18 protein-coding genes and 1 pseudogene are annotated in these 22510 nt (G+C 67.8%); 8 read left to right on the top strand and 11 right to left on the bottom strand.

Annotated elements, in window-relative coordinates; genetic code table 11:
- Nucleotides 1-84: 84 nt before the first annotated feature.
- Nucleotides 85-573 carry an S-ribosylhomocysteine lyase gene (locus tag BN3001_RS05045; protein ID WP_058270721.1) on the bottom strand — a complete coding sequence of 163 codons (489 nt, stop codon included), beginning with the start codon at nucleotides 571-573 and terminating at the stop codon, nucleotides 85-87.
- Between the two features lie 99 nt (nucleotides 574-672).
- Entirely contained in the window at nucleotides 673-1425 is a 753-nt protein-coding gene (locus BN3001_RS05040; RefSeq protein ID WP_058270720.1) for a mechanosensitive ion channel family protein, read from the bottom strand.
- A gap of 345 nt (nucleotides 1426-1770) precedes the next feature.
- Between BN3001_RS05040 and BN3001_RS05035 the strand changes: the two genes are divergently transcribed.
- Together BN3001_RS05035 and BN3001_RS05030 are read left to right on the top strand one after the other, a co-directional pair.
- Nucleotides 1771-2769 carry an SPFH domain-containing protein gene (locus BN3001_RS05035; protein ID WP_058270719.1) on the top strand — a complete coding sequence of 333 codons (999 nt, stop codon included), beginning with the start codon at nucleotides 1771-1773 and terminating at the stop codon, nucleotides 2767-2769.
- 10 nt (nucleotides 2770-2779) lie between these two features.
- On the top strand, nucleotides 2780-2989 hold the full coding sequence (locus BN3001_RS05030) for a type II toxin-antitoxin system antitoxin (protein ID WP_058270718.1): 210 nt from the start codon (nucleotides 2780-2782) through the stop codon (nucleotides 2987-2989).
- 47 nt (nucleotides 2990-3036) lie between these two features.
- Here BN3001_RS05030 and BN3001_RS08350 read toward each other — a convergent pair.
- Nucleotides 3037-5483 (bottom strand): annotated as a pseudogene (locus BN3001_RS08350) (ATP-dependent helicase).
- Complete coding sequence (locus tag BN3001_RS08345) at nucleotides 5465-5614, bottom strand: hypothetical protein (protein ID WP_156410037.1); 150 nt, start codon at nucleotides 5612-5614, stop codon at nucleotides 5465-5467. The pseudogene BN3001_RS08350 and the gene BN3001_RS08345 overlap by 19 nt, the downstream one beginning before the upstream one ends.
- 145 nt (nucleotides 5615-5759) lie before the next feature.
- Between BN3001_RS08345 and BN3001_RS05020 the strand changes: the two genes are divergently transcribed.
- From BN3001_RS05020 to BN3001_RS05010, 3 genes are all read left to right on the top strand, one after another.
- Entirely contained in the window at nucleotides 5760-6737 is a 978-nt protein-coding gene (locus tag BN3001_RS05020; RefSeq protein ID WP_058270717.1) for a C-terminal binding protein, read from the top strand.
- 126 nt (nucleotides 6738-6863) lie between these two features.
- Nucleotides 6864-8066: a cation diffusion facilitator family transporter gene (locus BN3001_RS05015; protein WP_058270716.1), complete on the top strand. Its 1203-nt coding sequence runs from the start codon at nucleotides 6864-6866 to the stop codon at nucleotides 8064-8066.
- A gap of 132 nt (nucleotides 8067-8198) precedes the next feature.
- Nucleotides 8199-9353 (top strand): coiled-coil domain-containing protein, encoded by a 1155-nt coding sequence (locus BN3001_RS05010; RefSeq protein WP_058270715.1) that lies wholly within the window; start codon nucleotides 8199-8201, stop codon nucleotides 9351-9353.
- Nucleotides 9354-9721: 368 nt separating this feature from the next.
- Here BN3001_RS05010 and BN3001_RS05005 read toward each other — a convergent pair whose 3' ends face one another.
- The 5 genes from BN3001_RS05005 to BN3001_RS04985 form a co-directional block, all read right to left on the bottom strand.
- Nucleotides 9722-10480, bottom strand: a complete 759-nt coding sequence (locus BN3001_RS05005; protein ID WP_058270714.1) for an amino acid ABC transporter ATP-binding protein — start codon at nucleotides 10478-10480, stop codon at nucleotides 9722-9724.
- A gap of 39 nt (nucleotides 10481-10519) precedes the next feature.
- Nucleotides 10520-11401 (bottom strand): amino acid ABC transporter permease, encoded by an 882-nt coding sequence (locus BN3001_RS05000; RefSeq protein WP_058270713.1) that lies wholly within the window; start codon nucleotides 11399-11401, stop codon nucleotides 10520-10522.
- Nucleotides 11398-12057: an amino acid ABC transporter permease gene (locus tag BN3001_RS04995; RefSeq protein ID WP_058270712.1), complete on the bottom strand. Its 660-nt coding sequence runs from the start codon at nucleotides 12055-12057 to the stop codon at nucleotides 11398-11400. Before BN3001_RS04995 ends, BN3001_RS05000 begins: the two co-directional genes overlap by 4 nt.
- Nucleotides 12058-12407: 350 nt before the next feature.
- Nucleotides 12408-13400 carry a glutamate ABC transporter substrate-binding protein gene (locus tag BN3001_RS04990; protein ID WP_058270711.1) on the bottom strand — a complete coding sequence of 331 codons (993 nt, stop codon included), beginning with the start codon at nucleotides 13398-13400 and terminating at the stop codon, nucleotides 12408-12410.
- A gap of 632 nt (nucleotides 13401-14032) precedes the next feature.
- A complete protein-coding gene (locus BN3001_RS04985) occupies nucleotides 14033-14965 on the bottom strand; it encodes an undecaprenyl-diphosphate phosphatase (protein ID WP_058270710.1) in 933 nt (310 codons plus the stop codon).
- A gap of 417 nt (nucleotides 14966-15382) precedes the next feature.
- Here BN3001_RS04985 and BN3001_RS04980 point away from each other — a divergent pair, with 417 nt between their 5' ends.
- On the top strand, nucleotides 15383-15832 hold the full coding sequence (locus tag BN3001_RS04980) for a universal stress protein (protein ID WP_058270709.1): 450 nt from the start codon (nucleotides 15383-15385) through the stop codon (nucleotides 15830-15832).
- A gap of 12 nt (nucleotides 15833-15844) precedes the next feature.
- Here BN3001_RS04980 and BN3001_RS04975 read toward each other — a convergent pair whose 3' ends face one another.
- Nucleotides 15845-16738, bottom strand: a complete 894-nt coding sequence (locus tag BN3001_RS04975; protein WP_058270708.1) for a DMT family transporter — start codon at nucleotides 16736-16738, stop codon at nucleotides 15845-15847.
- 228 nt (nucleotides 16739-16966) lie between these two features.
- Here BN3001_RS04975 and BN3001_RS04970 point away from each other — a divergent pair, with 228 nt between their 5' ends.
- Nucleotides 16967-19963, top strand: a complete 2997-nt coding sequence (locus BN3001_RS04970) for an insulinase family protein (protein ID WP_082629999.1) — start codon at nucleotides 16967-16969, stop codon at nucleotides 19961-19963.
- 66 nt (nucleotides 19964-20029) lie between these two features.
- Here BN3001_RS04970 and BN3001_RS04965 read toward each other — a convergent pair whose 3' ends face one another.
- Nucleotides 20030-20860: a 4Fe-4S binding protein gene (locus BN3001_RS04965; protein ID WP_058270707.1), complete on the bottom strand. Its 831-nt coding sequence runs from the start codon at nucleotides 20858-20860 to the stop codon at nucleotides 20030-20032.
- A gap of 170 nt (nucleotides 20861-21030) precedes the next feature.
- On the opposite strand from BN3001_RS04965, the gene BN3001_RS04960 reads away from it, so the two are divergent.
- The gene (locus BN3001_RS04960) at nucleotides 21031-22497 is read left to right on the top strand and encodes a glycoside hydrolase family 30 protein (RefSeq protein ID WP_197407455.1); all 1467 of its coding nucleotides are present in this window, start codon (nucleotides 21031-21033) and stop codon (nucleotides 22495-22497) included.
- Nucleotides 22498-22510: the final 13 nt, after the last annotated feature.

Genomic DNA, 22510 nt, shown 5'->3' with positions numbered 1-22510 from the left:
GTCCCCTCTCGTGTCACGCGCGATCTTGCGCCGTCGGCCTCAGGCCTGGGCCCGACGCCGCGCCTCCGGTGCCGCCCGTCCCTGTCACGGCTCGCGCGTGGGGTAGGTGGTGTGGGCCTCGTCAATGTGCTCGAGCGTCTGCTCAAGGTAGCGTCGCGCCCACCACTGCGCCTGCGCCAGGTCGCTGTCATGCCAGTTTCCGCACTCCTCGGGTCGTGCGCCCGGGACGTCGCCCGAGAAGTCGCGCACGAACGCAAAGAGGCGGCGCAGCGGCGCGAGCACGTCCTGAGGCGTCGCGTCGCCAAAGACCACCAGGTAGAAGCCCGTACGGCAGCCCATGGGGCCAAAGTACGCCACGCGGTCGGCCCACTCGGGGTCATTGCGCAGGAACGTGGCGCCCAGGTGCTCGATGGCGTGGACCGCCGCAGTGTCCATGACTGGCTCCCTGTTGGGCGCCGTGAGCCTGAGGTCAAAGGTCGTCAGGTCAACGCCGTGCCAGCTGTCGACGCGGCTCACGTACACGCCCGGCTCAAGCAGCAGGTGGTTGACCGTAAAGCTCGCAATCTTCTCCATGGGGACCAAACCCTCCCTTCTCCGGGCGCGCGGCCCGTCCGCGCAGTCGTCAAGACGCCCCCAAGCATAGCCCAAGGGCAGGCGGGCACGAGGTGCCGCCTACGCCAGCCAGTCGCAGTGCGTCAGCGCCTTGACGATCCGGTCGCGCGCAGAGGCGGGGCTGACCCCCTCCAGCAGATGAAAATGGGCCGTCGCCGCTATGCTGCTCTCCGCGAACCCCTCAAAGCTGACCGACGGCGCGATGGAGGCGTCCAAGTCTCTTCCCAGGGCCATGACGCCGCGACGGATGACGTCGTCGCTCACGCCCTCGAGCGAGACGCCCCTGCGCACCAGCAGTCGAACGGCGCAGTCCGTGGCATTCCAGTCCGTGCTGCGGGTGAGGGCCGTGGTGTTGAGCACGGAATTGGGGATGACCTGCTCCGACCCGTCCCTTCCTTGCACGATGGTGTGGCGCCAGGTGACATCGACCACCTTGCCCGCATAGCCTCCCACGCTCACCTGGTCACCCGGCTGCACCACATGTCCCAGCATGAGGCCCAGGCCGGCGACGATGTTGGCGACGGTGGCCTGCATGCCCAGGGAGATGACGAGCGACCCCACGCCCAGGGCGGCGACGAAGCCCGTGGGGCTCACGCCAAAGACGGGCTGCAGCACGCAGAGGAACGCCACGAACCACAGGAGCCCGCGGACGATGTAGATGAAGATGGAGGCGGAGGGCACGCGCGAGGCGTCAAGGGCGGTGGTCAGTGCTCGCACGACAAGGCGCTGCGCCACAATCACGGCGAGGAGGACGGCCACAAGCAAGACGGCGCGGCTGACGAACTCCGCGACGCCCAGGCCCAGTATGGTCATGCTGCCGCCCCCCTTCCGACGCCGCCCGGTCCCCGTTTGCCCGGACATCTCGCGCAGGTCATCATTATTCCCTGAACCGCCACGCGACCCGCTCGCGAGGCGCTGTCTGTGGCCATCGCGTGGAGTTTCGTGAGGCGGCGAGGACCTCGCGCGAGGCGGAGCCCACGCGGATGCGCGACGCCTGCCCGAAGGGGCTTTGCAACAAATTCCGAGGGGGCTTTACAACAAATCAAAGTGATATCATAATGCAATCAGCCAAGCGTCCCGCGTCTGGTCGGGGCAGGCGCGCGGCATCAGAGGTGCCGCGCACGTCGGAAAGTTGCTTTTCTGAAGAAAGGATCGGGCATGAGCGTCGAGAAGAAGGCACACGCGGCGTCCGGATGGTTGATGGCGTTCGTCGTCATCGCCCTGTACGTGCTCTCCGTCATCAGCTTCATCATTACCGTCGGCACCATGGCAGGCTACGAAGACACCGGCCTGCCCATTCCCGTCAGGGCCTTCGTCATGCTGGGCCTGAGCATCGTCGTCTTCGTGCTCGCCATCATCCTGAGCAACGGGTTCTTCTCGCTGCAGCCCGGCCAGGCCCGCGTCTGCGTGCTCTTTGGCAGGTACGTGGGCACCGTGCGCGATGAGGGCCTGCGCTGGGCCAACCCCTTCTATGCCAAGAGCCTGGACAGCGCCGGCGTCACCGTCTTGACCGACGGCAAGGGCGTCTCCTTTGGCAAGGGCCATTCCCACGTCTCAAAGATATCGACCCGTGCGCGCACGCTCAACGGCGAGAGGCTCAAGGTCAACGACAAGATGGGCAACCCCATCGAGATCGCGACCGTCATCGTGTGGCACGTGGCGGACACCGCGAAGGCCTCGTTTGACGTGGACGACTATGAGAGCTACGTCTCCATGCAGACCGAGACGGCCCTGCGTCACGTGGCGAGCGTCTATGCCTACGACCACCTGGAGGACGAGGACGACAGCAGCGCCTCCATCACGCTGCGCTCCAACATCGAGGAGGTCTCCGAGGCCCTGAAGAGGGAGCTTGACCGCAAGCTGTCCATCGCCGGCGTGTCGGTGGACGACGCGCGCCTGACCCACCTGGCCTATGCGCCCGAGATCGCCCAGGCGATGCTTCGCCGCCAACAGGCCGAGGCGGTCATCGCCGCCCGCAAGAAGATCGTGGAGGGAGCGGTGAGCATGGTGGACATGGCGCTCACCCAGCTCTCCGACGACGGCATCGTCAACTTTGACGAGGACCGCAAGGCCGTCATGGCCTCCAACCTCATGGTGGTGCTCTGCGGCGAGTCCGAGGCGCAGCCCGTCCTCAACACCGGCTCGCTCTATCAGTGAGGCCTGACGCATGGCGGCGCGCAAACAATATCCCCTGCGCATAGACGCCGAGGTCTGGGAGGCCCTGGAAATCTGGGCCAAGGACGAGATGCGCAGCGCCAACGCGCAGGTCGAGCATGTCCTGCGCACGGCGCTCAAGCGCGCGGGGCGCCTGCCGAACCGGCCACGAGACGCAGGGCGCGCCCCCTCCCCCGGCGAGACGGGGCAAACGGGGGGCTAGGCCGGCGACGACAACGAGACTCGCGAGGGCTGGGCGGCGAGGGCTGCCTAGCCCTCGATCTTGACGATGGGCGCAAAGCCCTTCATGAGCTTCTTGGTCTTGCCCGTGCGCGAGAAGTACACCTCGATGGTGTCGCCTGAGGCCGCCCTGACCACGCCCGGGCCAAAGGTCTTGTGGGAGATCTGGTCGCCCACGGCGAAGCTCTCGGCAGCCTTGGCGGGATCCTTGTGGATGGGCGCGGGGCGGGAGGGGGCACCTCCCGTCGATCGCGTGCGCGAGCCAAAGACGTTGCCGCCGTACACCTGCGAGCCACGTCCCGACCCAAACGTGCCGTGGCGGTCGCCGCGCTTGGCCCAGCCCACGCCCGTGAGGCCTGACGACCCCACGCCCACGGCATGCACGTCCCGCTCGGGCATCTCGTTAAGGAAGCGGCTGCGCGGGTTGGCCTGCACCGACCCGAACACGTGACGCGTGGAGGCGTGGGTCAGGTAGAGGCGCTCCTTCGCACGGGTGATGGCCACGTAGGCCAGACGTCGCTCCTCCTCGATGCTGGCGGGGTCATCCTCCTTGCCGCGATGCGGGAAGATGCCCTCCTCCATGCCCGCGACGAAGACCACCGGAAACTCCAGGCCCTTGGCGGAGTGAATCGTCATCATCGTGACGGCGCTCGTCTGCCCGTCAAGGGCGTCGAGGTCCGAGCGCAGGGCCAGCCACTCCATGAAGGCGGGGAGCTTCTCGGCCGCCACGGGCGCGGGAGCGCTCGTGGCGGGACCTTCCGACGTGACGGCACGCATGGCCCTTGACGCGGTCAACGACGTCCTGGCACGCGGGCGCGACCCCAAGCGCCTGTCTCTTATACACATCTAGATGGTGGAAGGGGACAGACCCCCGCCTCCCTGAGCTGGCGCAGCGACTCGAGCGTCTCGGCGGCGTCCTCGTGCGTCTCGTCAAACTCCTGCGCCACCGAGAGGAACTCGCGGACGTTCTCGATGCGGCCGTCCGCCTCCACGCTCTGCTCCGCCTCATAGGCGCGGATGATGCCGGCCTTCTCGACGATGGCCTCGACCACCCGCGCGAGCTCGCCCGCATAGGACCTGCCCGCGTCCACCACGCCCGTGAACTCGGCCAGGCCGCCGCGCGCCTTGGCGCCCAGCAGCCCCGGCTCGGCGGCGCAGATGCGCGCCGCGTCCACGAACGAGAGGCCCTCCTGGGCGGCGTAGTCGCGCACGCGGCGGATGGAGGTGGTGCCCACGCCCCTGCGAGGGGTGTTGACCACGCGCAGGGCGCTCACGTCGTCGTTAGGGTTGACGACCAGCTTGAGGTAGGCCGTGACGTCACGAATCTCGGCACGGTCGAAGAAGCGCGTGCCGCCCACGATCTTGTAGGGCACGCCCGCACGCAGGAACATGTCCTCGAGGATGCGCGACTGGGCGTTGGTGCGATAGAACACGGCGACGTCGTCATAGCTGCGGCCGTCATCATGGAGCCTCTCGATCTCGGCGCCGATCCAGCGCCCCTCGTCGCGCTCGTCCGCCGCCTGGAAGACCTCGACCTTGTGGCCGTCGCCCCTGTCCGTGAAGAGGCGCTTCTCCTCGCGGCGGGAGTTGTTGCGCACCACGGCGTTGGCGGCGCTCAGGATGTGGCCAAAGCTGCGGTAGTTCTGCTCGAGCTTGACCACCACGGCGTCTGGGTAGTCCTGCCTGAAGCTCAGGATGTTCTTGATGTCGGCCCCGCGCCAGCTGTAGATGGACTGGTCGTCGTCACCCACGACCATGAGGTTGCGATGCTTGGACGCGAGCAGGTTCGTGATGGCGTACTGCACCGCGTTGGTGTCCTGATACTCGTCCACTGATATGTGGCGGAAGCGGTCCTGATAGCGCTCGAGCACGTCGGGGTGCTTGGACAGAAGCTCAAACGCCTTCACCAGCAGGTCGTCAAAGTCCATGGCGTTGGCCCGCCCAAGCCGTCGCTGGAGCGCGTGGTACACGCGGGCGCAGGCAAGCTGGAGGGGCGAGGTGGCCTGCGCGTCAAACTCGTCGGGAAGGACGAGCGCGTTCTTGGCCTGGCTGATCATGGACCTGACCGTGGGCAGGGGGTTCTGCCTGGGATCGAGGTCGAGCTCGTTCATGATGGTCTTGACCAGGCGCTTGGAGTCGTCGTCATCATAGATCGTGAAGTTGCCGTCATATCCCAGGCGTTCGGCGTCCTCGCGCAGCATGCGCACGCACATGGCGTGGAAGGTGCACACCCACATGCCGCGCGTGCCGCCCGGAAGCAGGGTCCCCAGGCGCTCGCGCATCTCGGCCGCGGCCTTGTTGGTGAAGGTGATGGCGAGGACCTCCCAGGGACGCACGCCCTCGTCGGCGATCATGTGCGCGATGCGATAGGTGAGCACCCGCGTCTTGCCCGAACCCGCGCCGGCGAGCACGAGCAGCGGCCCGCGGGTGGTCGTCGCGGCCTTGCGCTGGGAGGGGTTCAGGCTCGCGAGGTCCACCTCGCCCGACGTCGCGCGCGGTCGGCGGCGGGCGCCGGCGGCGCTGGCTTGTCGCCCTGGGCAGGCGAGGGCGGGGGCCCCACGGGCCTCATGGTGAAGAGCTTGGCCTGGAACTCGTTGAAACTGGGCATGGAACTCCTTGCACGTTGCGGTGACCGTCTCAGTGTAGCCCCCGGGGACGACGCCTTGCCCCATCCCCTCGCAACTTCGCATGATGAACGGACCATGACGCCCCGGCGTACCGTATGATGGGAGCCAATGCGAGAGGAGGCCTGCATGGCCCATAGGATTCTGCTGTATACGGTGGACGGCGACGCGCGACGCGCCGAGTCCTACCTTGCGTCCCGAGGGCTCGCGGACGCCTTTGATGTCACCAGCCTCGCCCATGCCCCCTTCACATGTCCGACGGCCGACGAGCTCGCCGGGCAGGAGGCCGTCCTGGGCGAGCTCATGCCCGTCTCGGGCGATGACGTCAAGCTCGTCGCCGACGCGGGCGTCAGGCTCGTGGTGAGCATGTCCGTGGGCATCAACCACGTGGACGTGGGGGGCCTGAGGGAGCACGGCGTCCTGGTGGCCAACTGTCCCGGATACTGCGCGCAGGACGTCGCCCTCCACGCCCTCTCCCTCATGCTCGACCTCATGCGTCAGACCACCTTCCTCAATCGCGACGTCCTGGCCGGCGGCTGGGACCCCCATCACGGCTACGCGATGCGCCGCACCCAAGGCCAGACCCTGGGCCTGGTGTACTTTGGCAACATCGCGCGGCAGATGGTGCCCCTTGCCAAGGCGCTGGGCATGCGCGTGCTGGCATGGGCCCCCACCAAGGACGAGGCATGCCTCGCGGCGGCAGGATGCGAGAAGGCCGCGACGCTCGACGAGCTGCTCGCGGACGCTGACGTCGTGAGCCTCCACTGCCCGCTCATCCCCCAGACCAGGGGCCTCATCGGCGCCCGCGAGCTGGGCCTCATGAAGCCCACGGCCCTCCTGGTCAACACCGCCCGCGGCGCCGTGATCGACGAGGACGCGCTCGTCGCCGCCCTCGACGCCGGACAGATCCGGGCCGCCGGCCTGGACGTGCTCACGAACGAGACACGTCGTGACCAGCGTCTCATAGACCACCCTCGCTGCCTGGTGACCCCCCACGCCGCCTTCGTGTCCGAGGAGGCCCTGGACACCCTCACCAGCATGGCCCTTGACGCCGTCATCGACGTCCTCGTGCACGGGCGCGAACCCAAGCACGAGGTGCGCCCCTAGCCAGGGGACGGCCGCCCTCGCGTCGCGACGCCGGCGTCAGGAAGGCCCGACGTCCCTGGCCCTCGAGCCAGGGGCCACCGGCCCGCGCGCGCGAACGTCGCCACGTACCCCGAAGGAGGGGTGAGCATGTCACGCCAACCCGACCTTGCGCAGCGCGTCGTCGCACGCTTCGTGCCCGACGCCACGAACGTCCTTGACCGGCGCACGCGCAACGCCTACGGGCTCCTCTCGAGCCTGAGCTGCATCGTCCTCAACGTCCTGCTCTGCTTTGTCAAGGGCGTCGCGGGCGTGCTCGCGGGCTCCGTCTCCATCGTGGCGGACGCCCTCAACAACCTGTCGGACGCCTCCAGCAACGTGGTGAGCCTCCTGGGCTTCAAGCTCGCAAGCCGCCCGGCCGACGAGCAGCACCCCTACGGACATGGGCGCTACGAGTACCTGGCGGGCGTGGTCGTCGCCGTGCTGGTGGTGGCCGTGGGCCTGCAGCTGGCACGGCAGTCCGTCGAGAAGATCCTCGCGCCCTCCCCCACGGAGTTTGGCTGGCTGAGCGCGGCGGCGTTGCTGCTCTCCATTGCGGTCAAGGCCTGGATGGCCCGCTTTAACCACCGGCTGGGCGCCCGCATTGACTCCACGGTCCTCGAGGCGACGTCCCAGGACTCGCGCAACGACGTGATCACCACCTCAGCCGTCCTTCTCGCCGCCCTCGTGTCGGCCCTCACGGGAGTTGACCTTGACGGCTGGGCGGGACTGGGCGTGTCGGCCTTCATCATGGTCAGCGGCATCGGCCTTCTGCGCGACACCATCGACCCCCTCATGGGCAACACGCCCTCGGAGGAGCTGGTGGCGCGCGTCCATGCCAAGATCGTGGGCTATCCCGGCGTGCTGGGCGCCCACGACCTGCTCATTCACGACTACGGACCGGGCCACCGCTTTGCGAGCGCCCACGTCGAGATGGCGGCGGACACCAGCGTGAGGGCAAGCCACCACGTGCTCGACCGCATCGAGGACGACCTCCTGCGCGAGGAGGGCCTGCGCACCGTGCTGCACTGCGACCCCATCGACGTGCACAACGGCCCCAACGACCTGCGCAACTGGGTGGAGGGACGTCTCAGGGAGATTGACGGGAACCTCAGCGTCCACGACGTCACCTACGTCCCCCAGTCGCGCGAGGGCGGCTCCCAGCTGGTCAGGCTGGACTGCTGGCGGCCGGACGGGCTCGAAGTCTCCGACGACGAGCTGCGCCGTCACATCGAGGATATCGTCCATGAGCGCCATCCCGGCGCCACCGTCCAGATCACCATCGACACGGGCTTCATCTCGCCCGCGGAGTAGCCGCCTGCCCGCAGGATGGCCGCCTGCCCGCGAGCCTCCCTTGGCCCCCGTGGCGCGTGAGGGCCCGCATCGGTAGAATGGTGCCGTCACGCACGCACGCCTGAGAGCAGGCATATCGCAAGGGACCCCGACATGACCGCCAACAGAACCCGCGTCCGCCGCCCCTCTCTGCTAGGTCGTGTGGCCCTGGTCGTCGCCTGCGCCTGCGCGGTCCCCGCCGCCGTGGCCCTGGCGGAGCCCGCCCGTCTTGAACAGGACGAGGCGGCCGCCCAGCAGCGGATAGAGGACACCGCCAGGGCCTATGACGACGCCACGCGGCGCGTCGAGGAGCTGCAGCGGCAGATTGACGAGAGCGCGGCGCACATTGACGCAATCAACTCCCGGCTCCCAGACGTGCGCAAAAGCGCAGCCGAGGGCCTGAGGGGTCAGTATCGGCTTCAGGAGGGGTCGCTTGACCTGATGGGGATGATTCTCGACGCCGACAGCCTGGGCGACTTCATCGAGTCAATGGCGTACGTCTCGTCCATCACCTCGCACAACGCCGCAAAGGTGCGCGAGCTCGTGGACCTCACGCACGAGATGGAGGCGACGCGCCAGGAGCTCGAGGACCAGCGCGCCGAGGCGAGCCAGCGGCAGAAGGACGCCCGCGATGCCCTCGACCAGGCCGTGACGGCCCGCAAGGAGCTCCAGAGACAGGTCGAGGAGCAGCAGGCCAGGGAGGCGGCCGAGGCGCGCGCTGCCATCGAGAAGGCGTCAGCCGCCGCCGCGCGGCAGCAGACCTTCACGAACGCCTCGGGCGCCGCAACGACCATAGAGATCCCCCGGGACGAGCCCGCGCCCAGCCCCGACGCGCAGGGAAACGGCGACGCGCAGAAACCCAAGGTCCCCGGTGGCTCTGACGCTGCCGACGTGAGCTGGCCGGCGGACAAGGCCGCCTTCGTGGACCAGTGGACCGCCCGCATCGACGCATTCTTGGCAGGGTCGCCCCTGGCGGGGCACGGCAGGACCTTTGCCGAGGCCGCCTGGGACAACGGCGTGGACCCGCGCATCTCGCCCGCCATATCAAACACCGAGAGCACGAAGGGGCGCTACTGCTTCAGGCCGCATAACGCCTGGGGCTGGGGAAGCTCGAGCTGGCCGGACTGGGACACCGCCATCCGCGCTCACGTGCGAGGCATCGCCCGAGGCTACGGCGGGTACCTGACGCTGGACTTTGCCCGCAAGTATTGCCCGCCCACCTACCAGTCGTGGTACGCGACCACGTTGTGGAGCATGCAGCAGATTTAGACCCGACGGCAGCAGCCTCGCCATCCGTTTCCACGGCCACGGGCCGACGTCGCACCGGTCGATGTGCGCTTAGCCAAAACACGCGCCACTGCCCTTAGCCAAAACACGACGCTTATATCAGAATAAGGGGGAAAAATCCCATTTTATTGATATATATGTCGTGTTTTGGCTAAGCACACGTCATGCTCAGCCGCAATCGCCTGATAATCGGCAATCTGGGGCGCTGACCAGCGCCAACCAGGACGCTTCACGACCGCGGCGCCCGCAACCAGGGCGATTCGGGCGCATGCGCCGCGGTCGGCCCCAGGCTCAGGGCGTCTCGCGCAGGCTCCCGATCAGCTCCCGATCAGCTCCCGATCAGCTCCCGATCAGTGTCCCTGGATGGAATCTATGAAGTCGCGGGCCCGCTCGGTCTGAGGATGCGTGAAGAATGCCTCGGGCGTGCCCTCCTCCAGAATCTGGCCGTCGGCCATGAAGACCACGCGGTGGCCGACCCGACGGGCGAAGCCCATCTCGTGGGTGACGACGACCATGGTCATGCCCCCCTGTGCCAACCCCACCATGACCTCCAGAACCTCGTTGATCATCTCGGGGTCAAGGGCGCTCGTGGGCTCGTCAAAGAGCATGACCTTGGGATGCATGGCCAGGGCGCGGGCGATGGCGACGCGCTGCTGCTGGCCGCCGGAAAGCTGCGCCGGCACCTTGGCCGCCTGCTCGCGCACGCCCACGCGCCCCAGCAGCTCGAGCGCGTCCCTCTCGGCCTCCTTGCGCGGCACCCCCAGAACCTCCACCGGCCCCATGGTCACGTTGTCAAGGATCGTCCTATGGGCAAAGAGGTTGAAGCTCTGAAAGACCATGCCAATCTCGGCGCGCATGGCGGCGAGCGCCCTGCCCTCCTGGGGAAGCGGCGTGCCCTCGATGAGAATCTGGCCGCCATCGATGGGTTCGAGCCGGTTGATGGTACGGCAGAGCGTGGACTTGCCAGACCCCGACGGCCCCACGACAACGACCACCTCGCCCGCGTGGACGGCAAGGCTGACGTCCTTGAGGACGTGCAGGTCTCCAAAGTGCTTGTCAACGTGACGCAGCTCGATGACCGGCGTCTGCTCGATGGTCTCAGGTGTCATGGCGCTCCTTTGCTTGCCCGGCGCGAGGTGGGCGGCAGCCTACAGGGACGTCTCGCCGGCCCGCGTGACGAGCGTGACGCCGCTTCGGGCGGCGATGAAGGCGGCGAGCTTGTTGATCAGGTAGTTGAGCACGACGTAGATGACGGCAACGACAAGGTAGACCGAGACGAGCGCCGTGTAGTTGTTGATGAGCACGCGGGCGTCCTGCATCAGGTCGGGATAACTGACCACGTAGGCCAAGGTGGTGTCCTTGACGACCACGACGAGCTGCGAGACGAGCGTGGGGATCACGAAGCGGATGGCCTGGGGCAAAAGAATCTTTGCCATGATCTTGCCTCTGCTCATGCCCAGCGAGAGGGCCGCGTCGACCTGTCCCTGGGGGACGGCGTTGACACCTGCCCGAAAGACTTCGGCCAGCACGCCCGAGGCGGCAAGTCCCACCGGAAGCGTGATCATCCAGAAGGACTGGAGCTTAATGCCATATTGCGGCACCACGAGAAAGAAGAAGTAAATCAGAAGCAGGCTCGGCACGCCGCGAAAGAAGTCGATGACCACGCGCGAGAGCACCTCGACGACCCGGACGCCGCAGGTGCGCCCCAGCATGAGGACAAGGCCCAAAACCAGGGAGAGGATGCCGGAGGCCGCGGCGACCTTCAGGGTCCCCACGAACCCGTTGGCCAAAAAGGCCCAGGTGGTGGAGCGCGTGAAGAAGAGCCAGTACCGCGGGGAGAACTGCCCCTTCAGATAAAACTGCCTGAGCACCACGGCGACGAGCGCCGCCACGAGGATGACGCCCACGACCGTGCAGGCGCGCATGAGACGTCGCGTCCGGGGGCCGGGCGCCTCGAAGAGGACGTCGCGAATGGCCGTGGGGGCAAGTCCGGCGCTCCCGGGGGCGCGCCCCGTGTCCTGGGCGCTCATCGGAGTATCCTCACACGCCGGTCTATGCGATTGCCCACCCAGCCGATGACGACGGACGTGAGCGCATAGCCGAGCGCGCTGATGGCAAAGGCGGCGATGCCGCCCGTGGTGTGCGTGTTGATGGTGCTCACGAGGCCCGTGAGCTCGTTGGGGCTCAGCGGCACCTGCGACCCGAGCGAGGTGGTGAGCATGACGGCGATGAGCAGGTTGGTCATGGGGAGCACGACGGAGCGCAGCGCCTGGGGAATCACCACCTGGCGCATGATCTGACCAAAGCCAAAGCCCAGCGAGCGCGCCGCCTCGATCTGGCCCACCTGGATGGTGTTGATGCCGCTCATGAAGTTCTCGCTGCCAAACGCGGAGGCCACGAGCGACACGACCACGATGACGCTGGTGAGGTAGTCGAGCACCAGGCCCAGATGGGGCAGGGAGTACACCACCAGCACCAGCAGCGACACGCCAGGGATGTTGCGAAAGACCTGCACGTAGCCGTCGCCGAGCACGCGCAGGGGCTTGATGGGGCACACGCGCATGACGGTGACCACCAGGGCAAGCGCCATGGCGACGAGGTAGGAGACGGCGGTCATGCCCCACGTGGTCAGCAGGGCCGTCAGATAGCGTCCCCCGTATTGGGAGATGAGCTCAGCGAATCCCATATGTCACCTTCCCCCGCCTCGTGTCTCTCGGCCCCCTTGGGACGCGCACCCGCATGCACGCGCCCGCACGCACGCGCCCGCAAGCGCGAGAGCTCGGGCGCCCGCAAGCGCGACCGGCGCCTTGGGCCACAGTAGCACGCCTGCCTCGCCGCAGCGCCCTTGCGAAGCAACAGCTCAATAGAACGTTACATAAGAGCGGCTCCCGCGGATAGGTACGGGAGCCGCCCTCGCCACAGGCAGCGCGTTCAGACCTGTGCAGAGACGCTGCCAGACGAAACCAGAACCAGGCGTGCGCGTGCGCAGAGCCGTCGAGCCTGCGCCCGACGCGCACCCGCCCGCCATGCGCCGCGCTAGGCGATTGCCGGAGGCTGCGGCGCCGTCGCCTGGCCGGTGCGATTGCCGATGCAGATCTTCCACAGCTTCTCCCAGCTGCCGTTGTCCTCGACGTCCTGAAGGAAGGCGTTGACGAAGGCGACGCCATCCGAATCGAGCGGCAGGCCGATGCCGTAGGAGTCGTTTGGTCCAAAGGGCTCGCCGACAAGCTTGAAGTCGTCCGGCTGCTTTGCGACGGTGCTCTCCTGCATGGTGCGATCGACGACGTAGGCGTCCACGCGACCCTGTATGAGGGCCTCCTGCGCCTCGGCGCTCGTCTTGAAGAGCTGCTGCTTGGCGTCGGGGCAGGTCTGGGTCATGATGTCGGGACCCGTCGATCCGGACTGGACGGCGACGTTCTTGCCCGCGAGGTCCTCGATGCCGTTGATGTCGGCGTTGTCCTTGGCCACGAGGATGCCCTGCCGCGAGTTGTAGTAGGGGCCCGCGAACGAGATGACCTTCTTGCGGTCGTCCGTGATGGAGTAGGTGGCGAGTACGCAGTCAACCTGGTTGTTCTGCAGCACCGACTCACGGGTGTCCGAGGTGACCTTCGTGAGCTCGAACTTGGCCTGGTCGCCCAGGACGTAGCGCGCCAGGAGCTGGGCGAGGCCGGCGTCAAAGCCGTAGAGCTTACCGTCCGTGTCGTCAAGCTGCGAGAAGAGCGTGGACGTCTCCACACCGCCCACCAGGAGCCTGCCGCGGTCCTTGACGGCCTTGGCCCATGCGCTGGCCTCGACGGCGGAGGCATCGGCGACGGTGCCGGCGTCCAGCAAGCTCGCGAAGGCGGCGGTGTCGATGGAAGTTGCCGCCGACGTGGTACCGGCGTCGCCCGACGGCGCGGGGGCAGATCCGCCATCGCCGGAGCAGGCCGTAAGGGCGAGGGCCGCAGCGCCGGTGAGGGAGGCTCCGACGAACGAGCGACGCGTGAGGGCAACGCCCGCAACGGAGGAGGGCTGGCTGTTCTTGCTCATGTGACACACCTCTTCTGTCGAGTCCAACACGGGAGCCGGACATCGATCCCGGCAGCGACCGCCTGCTGGCATACCCCGCCCATCAAGGCGTCAGCCTGTCGTCAGACGCGCAGGTGGGCAGCCGACGGACGACCGCATGATTTCCCGTTCGATACGGCGGATATACCCCCTCATGGCATAACCGATACAAAAAATCTCACGATTGCGGGCAAACAACGTCACCCACATGGGCGTCCACGCGGGCTTCTCCCACGCGGGCGCCTTCCTCAGACGCGTTCCAGGCCGCATGCTCATCGTGCCTCTCGGCTCAGTTTTGGCGCGAATTTCGGCGAAAAGCGAGTCAGTTTGCAAGATGAGCGCAGCTGCGGGGGCGCGCAGCCTCGACTGGCCGCGATGCGGCGCGTCAGCACGCAGGTCGCATGCTCATCGTGCCTCTCGGCTCAGTTTTGGCGCGATTTGCGGCGAAAAGCGAGTCAGTTTGCAAGATGAGCGCAGCTGCGGGGGGCGCTGCGGGCATGAGCGTCACGGACAAGCGCGGAGTGGAGTGCGGCATCGACAACAGGCCGGTGCGCGAGACGTGCGCGACGTCCCCTTGCGAGACATGCGGGCACCCGTCCGGCGTCGCCGTACGGTCACGCCATCAGAAAATAGCCTATGACGGCCACGCCGAGGGCGATGCGATACCACCCGAAGGGCCTGAAGTCGTGGCGCTTGACGAATCCCATGAGGAAGCGAATGGCGGCAAGCGACACCAGAAAGGCCACAAGGCAGCCCACGAGCAGAATCAACGTCTCGTCCGGGGCAAACCCGTTGCCCTTGAGGACATACTTGACCAACCTGAGCCCGCTGGCCCCCACCATGACCGGCACGGCCAAGAAGAAGGTGAACTCAGCCGCCACGGCACGGGAGCAGCCCAGAATGAGGCCGCCGATGATCGTGGACCCCGAGCGCGAGGTACCGGGCACGATCGAGAGGACCTGGAAGAGCCCTATGCCGATGGCCGTGCCCCAGCCAAGCTCCTGAAGCGATCTCACGCGCGCACGGGCGTCCGCAAGCTGCCCGGCGCTGGTCGCGTGGCTTGCGCGCGCGCCGACGACGTCCGCGGGGGCCGCAAGGTGCGCGGGCGCAGGGCCAACGGGAAGCTTGGCCTCGCGAGCTCGACGACCTTCGATGACGATGAAGGCCACGCCGTAGACGATAAGCGCCGCCGCGATGACGAAGGGGCTGCCCAGGTGCCTCTCCATCCAATTGTCCAACGGTATGCCAATGACGGCGGCGGGCAGACAGGCGACGACGATCTTCGCCCAGAGAGACCAGGTGAAGCGCCGCTCCTCCTTGCTCTTGTCCCTGGCGAGGGGGTTGAGGTCGTGAAAGAACAGGACGACCACGGCCAGGATGGCGCCCAGCTGTATGACCACCAGAAACATGTCCCAGAAGTCCTGGCTCACGCCAAGGCTGACAAACTGGTCAAGCAGAAGCATGTGCCCCGTGGACGAGATGGGCAGCCATTCGGTAATGCCCTCGACGACGCCGTAGATGGCGGCCTTGATGAGTTCGAGCAGCACGTATGCCTCCTAGCGGCAAAGATGCGGACGACGGACGAGCAACGGCCCCGGAGCGGCCCTTACGCCTCAGGCACGTCTTCGCAGGCGGAATGGGGCCTGCCAGCCTCTCATGATGACGCTCGCCGCAGGTGCAGGCACGGGATGGCAGACACGCTCACAGCCCCACCACATCGAACGAGGGAGCCCACGACAGCGCCACAGACATGCGACAGGGCCGAGCGCTCGCCCTGTCCGCCCGGACGTTCCCCGCCTGCCGAGCCCTGCCCGCAAAAAGACCCGTCCGCCGCTCGCGGAGGGAGGGCGGCGCGCCGGGGCGTTATGTGCCGGGGCAGGCGTCCCCATGGGTAGACTCTCCGTTAAGGCCGCTCCCTGGGAGGGTCTTGACGCGGCTGACGGATACGACCTCAGGAGGCTCGCATGACTGACTACAGGCGACTGGGCTACGACAAGATCTTCGTCACGCTGGACGGGACCGAGACGCAGGACAAGGTCCTCGAGCGCGCCATCATCATGGCGGCAAACAACAACTCGGAGCTCTACATCGGCCACGTGATCGACTCCACCGCGCTCGAGACGGCCGGCACCTACCCCACCGAACTCATCCAGGACCTTGAGAGGGGATTTCGCGACTCCATCGCCGACGCCGTCCGGCAGGCCGAGGACGAGGGCCTCATCAAGAAGGTAGAGGTCATCGTCAAGGCCGGACGCATTCGCGAGACCCTCAAGGATGAGATGATCGACGTAATCCACCCCGACCTCATCATCTGCGGGGCCCGCGGGCTCTCGTCGATCAAGTACGCGCTGCTGGGGTCCATCTCGACCTTCCTCACCCGTAACGCAAAATGTGACACGCTGGTCATCAAATAGGGATGCCGTGCGCTAGGCGGTCAGGAACACCATGAGGATGATCATGGCAAACCCCACGAAGTCCGTGGGCAGAAACTGCGTGCCCACGATGAGCACCGTGCTGAGCGTGGCGACCACGGGCTCCGAGGTGCCGAGCATCACGCCCCTGACGGACCCCACCCGATTGACGCCTCCCAGGTAGAGCGAGTAGGCGCCAAAGGTGCCGAAGAGCATGGAGAACGCGACGATCGCCCAGCCGACCAGGTCGAGGTCGGGCATGCCCTCCCAGGGACGCACCACCGGGCAGAGCAGGATGCCGCTCATGAGAAATGCCAGGCCGTTGACCGTGAAGTTGCCCCAGCGACCGATGAGCCTGAGCGGCTGAACGGCGAGAAACGTCGCGGCGAGCGCACACGCGAGGCCCCAAAGCAGGCCGCCCAACGGCAGGTGCAGGGAGCCGGGGTTGCCGCCCGTGGCCAGCAGAAAGGTCCCCCCAAAGGCGAGCGCGGCGCCCAGGGCCTCCCGTCGGCGCGGCAGACGCCGATTGACCAGGCAGACGTAAAACATGGTCAGAAGGACGCCCAGGTTCTGGAGGACCGTGGCCGTGGCCGAGTTGCTCGCGTTGATCGCCTGCATGTAGGCCACCTGTGAGAAGAGGATGGAGCAGACGGCAACCGAGAGGATGGCCAGCAGCTCACGACCGCTGTGCAGGACCTCCCCGACCTTGCCCGGCGTGCGCAGGTGGGCCAGCGCGAGAAAGAGCCAGCAGGCGGTCAGCTGCCGCACGCACACGAGCCACAGCGGGCTCACGCCATAGCGGCTCATGAGGAGGCCCGAGAGGGTCCCGTTGAGGCCCCAGCAGGTGCCTCCCGCCAGCACCATCAGCGTTCCCCTCAGCATCCGGCGCCCGTCGAACCTCGTCGCCACCGTCCGTCCCCCTCTCTCGCCCCTGACGCATGTCCGGCCCGTGAGCCGCTGATTATCCTACGTCGCGCACGGGCATCCTACAATGAGCGCACGAGAGATACGGACGACGACGCCTCTCTTGCCTCCACCCTGGCCCTGCGGCACCCGCGAGCGGACCTCACGAGCCCTTGCGCCCGGACGTCCCCGCGACGGCGCCATCTTGTCACAGACTTTGCGAGAGGAAGCCTCATGCCCCAGCACCAGCAACCCCTGGACGTTCTGCACGCCCTGCCCGACCTCGCGGTGGGAACCCGTCACGCGGGATTCACCGTCACCGGCGTCGAGCCTCTCGCCGAGCTCGAGGGCGCGGCCTACGTGCTGCGCCACGACGGCACAGGCGCGCGTCTCATGTGGATCGCGACGGCCGACACCAACCGCTCCTTCTCCATCGCGTTCAAGACGCCTCCTGCCGATGACACGGGCGTCTTTCACATCCTGGAGCACTCGGTGCTCTGCGGGAGCGACCGCTTTCCCGTGAAGGAGCCCTTCGTCAACCTCATCAAGACCTCCATGCAGACGTTCCTCAACGCCCTCACCTTCCCGGACAAGACCATGTATCCCGTGGCATCCACCAACGTCCAGGACCTTGAGAACCTCATGGACGTGTACCTGGACGCCGTGCTGCACCCCGCCATCTACCGGCGTCCCCGCATCTTTGAGCAGGAGGGCTGGCACCTGGAGCTGACCGGGGGCGCAGAGGGGGGTCAGGGCGATGCCGCGGCCGGGGGCGAACAAGGAGGCGCGGTCGGACGCGAGCGTCTCGTGTACAACGGCGTCGTCTATAACGAGATGAAGGGCGCCCTCTCCGACCCCGACGAGGTCCTCATGGAGGCGCTCATGCGCCAGCTCTTTCCCCGGAGCGCCTACGGCTTTGAGTCGGGCGGTGACCCAAGGAGCATACCCGACCTCAGCTACGAGGACTTCCTGGACACCCATGCCCGTCACTACGACCTCGCCAACAGCTACACCATCCTCTACGGCGACCTTGACATCGAGCGCGAGCTCGCCTTCGTGGGCGCGCGCTTTGACGCGGTGACGCCGCGGGCGGCGGGCGCTCCCAACCCCCTGCGCATGCAGGAGCCCGTGGCCCCGGCGTCCCTGACGATCACCATGGCGACGACGCCCGACAACGCCTCGGTGGGCGTGGCCTACGTGCTGGGCACGGCGGCTGACCGCGAGCTCGTGCTGGCGACGAGCGTGCTGATTGACGCCCTGTGCGGCTCCAACGAGGCGCCCCTCAAGCGCGCGGTCCTTGACGCGGGGCTTGCGGACGACTTCAGGGCCATCCTCATGGACTCCCTGCTCCAGCCCCTCGTGGTCTTTGAGCTCAAGGGGGCGAGGGAGGCCGCGGCGACGGCGTTCCGGCCGCTGCTCGAGAAGGTCTGCCGCGAGCTCGCAGAGGGCGGCATCGAGCGCGGGCGCCTTGTGGCCTCGCTCGCCCAGACCGAGTTTGAGCTGCGCGAGGGCGACTGGGGCTATCCCGACGGCGTCGCCCGCTCCATCCTCGCGATGGCGAGCTGGCTCTACGACGACGAGCGCCCGGTGGACTACCTGCGCTACCAGGACGCCATCGATGCCATGCGCGCCCGCCTTGACGAGGGCTACTTTGAGGGCGTGCTCCGAGACCTCGTGCTCGAGAGCCGCCATTACGCCCAAGTCGAGCTGGTGCCCGTGGACGATGAGCCCGCAGGGGACGACGCCCGACGCCGCGAGGCACGGCTGGCAGAGCGTGCCGCGCGTCTGGGCGCCGACGAGCGCCGGGCGATACATGACGAGGTCGCCGCGCTGCGCGCGGAGCAGGAGGCGCCGGACAGGCCGGAGGACCTTGCAAAGCTGCCGCGTCTGGGCATCGAGGACGTCGCCGACGCCCCGCGCGAGACGCCCCCCGAGCAGGCGGACGCCCCTCTCCCCTGCCTGTACCACGACCTGGCCACGCACCGCATCGATTACGTCTACCACTACTTTGACCTGCGTCGCCTTGAAGCGGCGGACCTCCCCTACGTGGGCCTCCTCACGGAGCTGCTGGGAAACCTGGACACCGCCTCGCACACGGCATCCGAGCTTGACACCCTGGTCGAGGAGAAGCTGGGCAGCTTCTCGGTGTTCACGGACAGCTACGGCAGGGATGACGACCCGCTCTGCGCCCGTCCGGTCCTGACCGTCGCCGCAAGCGCGCTGTCCGAGAACGTCGACTCGCTCGCCTCCCTGCCCGCGGAGATCTGGGGCACCACCTCGTTTGCCGACACCGGCCGCATCTTTGAGCAGCTGCAGCAGCGCCGTGTGGCCCTGGGGCAGTACTTTGCCTCCTCAGGTCACAGCGCGGCCCTGGCACGGCTCTCCACGCACTTCTCCAACGCCGCCAAGGCGACGGACCTCATGGGGGGCGTGAGCTACTACCTCTTCCTCAAGGACCTGCTGGAGGCGTGGGACGAGCGCAAGGACGCGCTAAGGGAGCGACTTGAGGGGCTGAGCCGACGCGTCTTCACCTCCGACGAGGTGGTCGTGAGCTTCACGGGCCCGCGTGAGGACCTCGAGGCCTTCTGGGCGGCAGGGGGTGCCCTGGGGTTGGCCCCCGCCGGCAAGAGCGCAGCGTGCCACCGTCTTGACCTGGGAGAGCCGCGACAGGAAGACGAGGCCGTGGTCATTCCCGCCAACGTCTGCTTCGTGGCCGCCGGCGCCCCCCGCTCCAGCCATGACGCCGTGAGCCTGGGCGCCTGGCAGGTCGCGGACAGGGCCCTCTCGTTTGACTACCTCTGGAACGAGGTTCGCGTGAAGGGCGGGGCCTACGGGGTGGGCTTCAGACGGACGACGTCGGGGCTTAGGCAGTTCTGGTCGTTCCGCGACCCCGGCGTGACGGACACGCTCGCGCGCTACGACGCGGCCGGGGACTGGCTGGCATCGTGGGACGGCTCGGCCGAGGAGCTCGAGGGCTATGTGGTCTCTTGCGTGGCCGGCCACGACGGGCCCCTGAAGCCGCGCCGCCTGGCACGCCGACAGGACGGCGAGCACCTCATGGGACGCCCCGCAGGCTGGCGCGACCGGATTCGCGCGGAGATCCTGGCGACGCGCGCTGCCGACCTGCGCGACGCGGGAAGGGCGCTGAGCGACCTCAAGGACAGTCGCAGCGTGTGCGTGTTTGGCCCTCAGGAGGCCGTCGGGACGTTTGCGCGCAAGACCGTCATCTAGCGGGCATCGCATCCCTTCTGGCCTCGTCGGCCGCGGCGGGGCGCCTCCTCGTTTCGCGCCCTGCCGCTATCCCGTGACGACGAACGGCTCGGCGGTTCGCCGGTAGTTCCGCTCCAGGTACGCCCTGTGCGAGAGGAACGCCGCGTCCGTGAACGACTTTGCCCTCTGGGGGCACAGGCGCACGCAGGCCTGGCACTTGATGCAGACGCCCGCCGCCGCGGTGGGGTCCTGCGCCGGGATCGTGCCCATGGGGCAGGCGGCGGCGCAGATGCCGCAGCGGTCGCAGCGCCCCAGGTCGGTGACGGGCAGGGCCCTGAGGAACTTTGCCGGCGCACCGTCCAGGCCGAGCGGCACATAGTAGGGTCCCACCGCGCCAAGCCCGACGGCGGACGCATCGAGCGTCCGCAGACCCCTCACGGCGGCGGCGGCCCCCCGCACGAGCTTCTTGATCGCATCGTCGTCCGCCTGGGTGGGATGCTCAAGGCCGATGTCCGCAAAGGCATGGCGCGTGGGGATGGCGGCCGCCCCCGCCACGCAGAAGCCCGCCTCCTCAAGCACGCTCACGAGCTCTGCCAGCGAGCTGTCAAAGCTGCGATTGCCAAAGGTCACGAGGGCGAGCGCGCGTGCCCCGCCCCCGTCGAGCGCGCGGCGCCAGTCCGGAAGGATCTTGTTGGGCACGCGGCCCGCGTAGGTGGGGCTCGCGACCACCACCAGGTCGTCTGCCGAGAAGTGACGGTCCCTCTCACGCTGGCGGGACGTGGTGAACGAGTCCGAGATTGGCGTTCCCAGGCCAAGCTTGCCGGCGAGCGCCCTGCCAACGGAGAGCGCAAGCTCCCTGGTGCCGCCCGTGGGGCTAAAGAACAGGCAGGTCAGACGCTGCGGCTGTGCAAGGCTCATGGCTGCTCCCCCGAGGCTGGACGATGGGGTCACGGCGCGGCGGCCCCTCTCGTGGCAGTGTAGCGCGAGCCTCTCGCCCGCTCGGCGCGTCGTCGGCCGGCGGGGCTGCTACCATGAGCCTCAGGCCAACGCCCCGTGCCCCCTGCCCACGCTCGCCCCTTGGGAGTCACATGCGCCTCTTTCCTCAGCCGCCTGCGGCACCGACGATGCGCCGCTATCAGTCGCAACATGCCGACCACCTGCGCCCGTCCGTCCTCGCCCTCGCCCCCGACGACGGCGCCGAGACCAACCTCATCAAGGTGTATCCCGACGTCCTGCACCAGGAGGTCCTGGGCTTTGGCGTCGCCGTCACCCAGGCGAGCGCGCACGTCTTTGCCGGCATGCCCGAAGACGCCCAGGAGCGGCTGCTCGACGCCTGCTTCGGCCCTGACGGCGCAGGCTACACGCTCTGCCGCACACCTATCATGAGCTGTGACTTCTCGACGGCGCCCTATGACTATCACAGCGGCCTGCTGGACGCGGGCAACAGGCGTCTGGACTTTTCCGCAGATGACGCCGGCATCGTCCCTGTGCTCAGACGCATCAGGGACAGACGGCCCGAGCTTGAGCTCGTCGCCACGCCCTGGAGCCCACCCGCGTACATGAAGACCACGCTCAGGCGAACGTTCGGCGGTCGCCTGAGGCCTGCCTTCCATCAGCGCTGGGCAGGCCTGATGGCCCGCTACGTGGAGCATATGGGCGAGCGGGGCCTCCCCGTGACACGCCTGACGGTGCAGAACGAGCCCGAGGCCGTGCAAACCTGGGAGTCGTGCCTCATGGACGGCCGCCAGGAGGCTCGCTTTGCGGCGGAGGCGCTCCGACCCGCGCTGGAGCGCCGGGGCCTGGGCCGCGTTCGCATCCTGGGCTGGGACCACAACAAGCAGCGGGCCGTCGAGCGGGCGCGCACGGCCTTTGAGGACGCCGACAACCCCGACGCCCTTGACGGGCTCGCCCTGCACTGGTACGCCGGCGACCATTTTGAGGCCGTCCGTCACGTACGCGACACCTGGCCGCACAAGGAGCTCCTCGCCACCGAGGCCTGCGAGGCCTTCTGCGGCTCCGGACGCGGGCTCTCGGCGGACGACGAGCTGTCCGCAGCCGAGCACTATGCCCATGACCTGCTGGGAGACCTCAACGCGGGCGTGGGCGCCTGGCTGGACTGGAACATGCTCCTTGACGAGAGGGGCGGCCCCAATCACGTGGGCAACTACTGCGCGGCGGCGGCGTTCTTCGACACGACGGGCGGGGGCTTCGGGGGAACGTGCGCGGACGGGCTGCAGCTGACGGACACGCTCGCCTGGGTCAGCCACGTGACGCGCTTCGTGAGGCCGGGCGCACGCGTGGCGCTCGTCTCGCGCTGCGCGGACGACGTGGAGGCGACGGCGGCGGTCAACGAGGACGGCAGCCTCGTGGTGGTGCTTCTCAACCGCAGGGGGCAGGACGCCTTCCACAAGCTCTGCATCGCCGGAACGCGCGACCTCCCCTCGCGCTGCGCGCCGCTGAGCCTGCCCGCTCGCTCGATCACCACGCTGGTGCTCGAGGGGGTCTACGGCCCCGCGACCCGCGCCGCGTCAGGACCGCCCCCGGGAACGCGCTGATTCTCTGGCCCAT

Source organism: Olsenella massiliensis (assembly GCF_001457795.1).
GTDB classification, from domain to species: Bacteria; Actinomycetota; Coriobacteriia; order Coriobacteriales; family Atopobiaceae; genus Olsenella_F; species Olsenella_F massiliensis.
This window is presented reverse-complemented; position numbering and strand designations above follow the sequence as displayed.

Coding starts and splice junctions, on each gene's coding strand:
- BN3001_RS05045 (WP_058270721.1), bottom strand. CDS start 573: ATGGAGAAGATTGCGAGCTTTACGGTCAACCACCTGCTGCTTGAGCCG.
- BN3001_RS05040 (WP_058270720.1), bottom strand. CDS start 1,425: ATGACCATACTGGGCCTGGGCGTCGCGGAGTTCGTCAGCCGCGCCGTC.
- BN3001_RS05035 (WP_058270719.1), top strand. CDS start 1,771: ATGAGCGTCGAGAAGAAGGCACACGCGGCGTCCGGATGGTTGATGGCG.
- BN3001_RS05030 (WP_058270718.1), top strand. CDS start 2,780: ATGGCGGCGCGCAAACAATATCCCCTGCGCATAGACGCCGAGGTCTGG.
- BN3001_RS08345 (WP_156410037.1), bottom strand. CDS start 5,614: ATGCCCAGTTTCAACGAGTTCCAGGCCAAGCTCTTCACCATGAGGCCC.
- BN3001_RS05020 (WP_058270717.1), top strand. CDS start 5,760: ATGGCCCATAGGATTCTGCTGTATACGGTGGACGGCGACGCGCGACGC.
- BN3001_RS05015 (WP_058270716.1), top strand. CDS start 6,864: ATGTCACGCCAACCCGACCTTGCGCAGCGCGTCGTCGCACGCTTCGTG.
- BN3001_RS05010 (WP_058270715.1), top strand. CDS start 8,199: ATGACCGCCAACAGAACCCGCGTCCGCCGCCCCTCTCTGCTAGGTCGT.
- BN3001_RS05005 (WP_058270714.1), bottom strand. CDS start 10,480: ATGACACCTGAGACCATCGAGCAGACGCCGGTCATCGAGCTGCGTCAC.
- BN3001_RS05000 (WP_058270713.1), bottom strand. CDS start 11,401: ATGAGCGCCCAGGACACGGGGCGCGCCCCCGGGAGCGCCGGACTTGCC.
- BN3001_RS04995 (WP_058270712.1), bottom strand. CDS start 12,057: ATGGGATTCGCTGAGCTCATCTCCCAATACGGGGGACGCTATCTGACG.
- BN3001_RS04990 (WP_058270711.1), bottom strand. CDS start 13,400: ATGAGCAAGAACAGCCAGCCCTCCTCCGTTGCGGGCGTTGCCCTCACG.
- BN3001_RS04980 (WP_058270709.1), top strand. CDS start 15,383: ATGACTGACTACAGGCGACTGGGCTACGACAAGATCTTCGTCACGCTG.
- BN3001_RS04970 (WP_082629999.1), top strand. CDS start 16,967: ATGCCCCAGCACCAGCAACCCCTGGACGTTCTGCACGCCCTGCCCGAC.
- BN3001_RS04965 (WP_058270707.1), bottom strand. CDS start 20,860: ATGAGCCTTGCACAGCCGCAGCGTCTGACCTGCCTGTTCTTTAGCCCC.
- BN3001_RS04960 (WP_197407455.1), top strand. CDS start 21,031: ATGCGCCTCTTTCCTCAGCCGCCTGCGGCACCGACGATGCGCCGCTAT.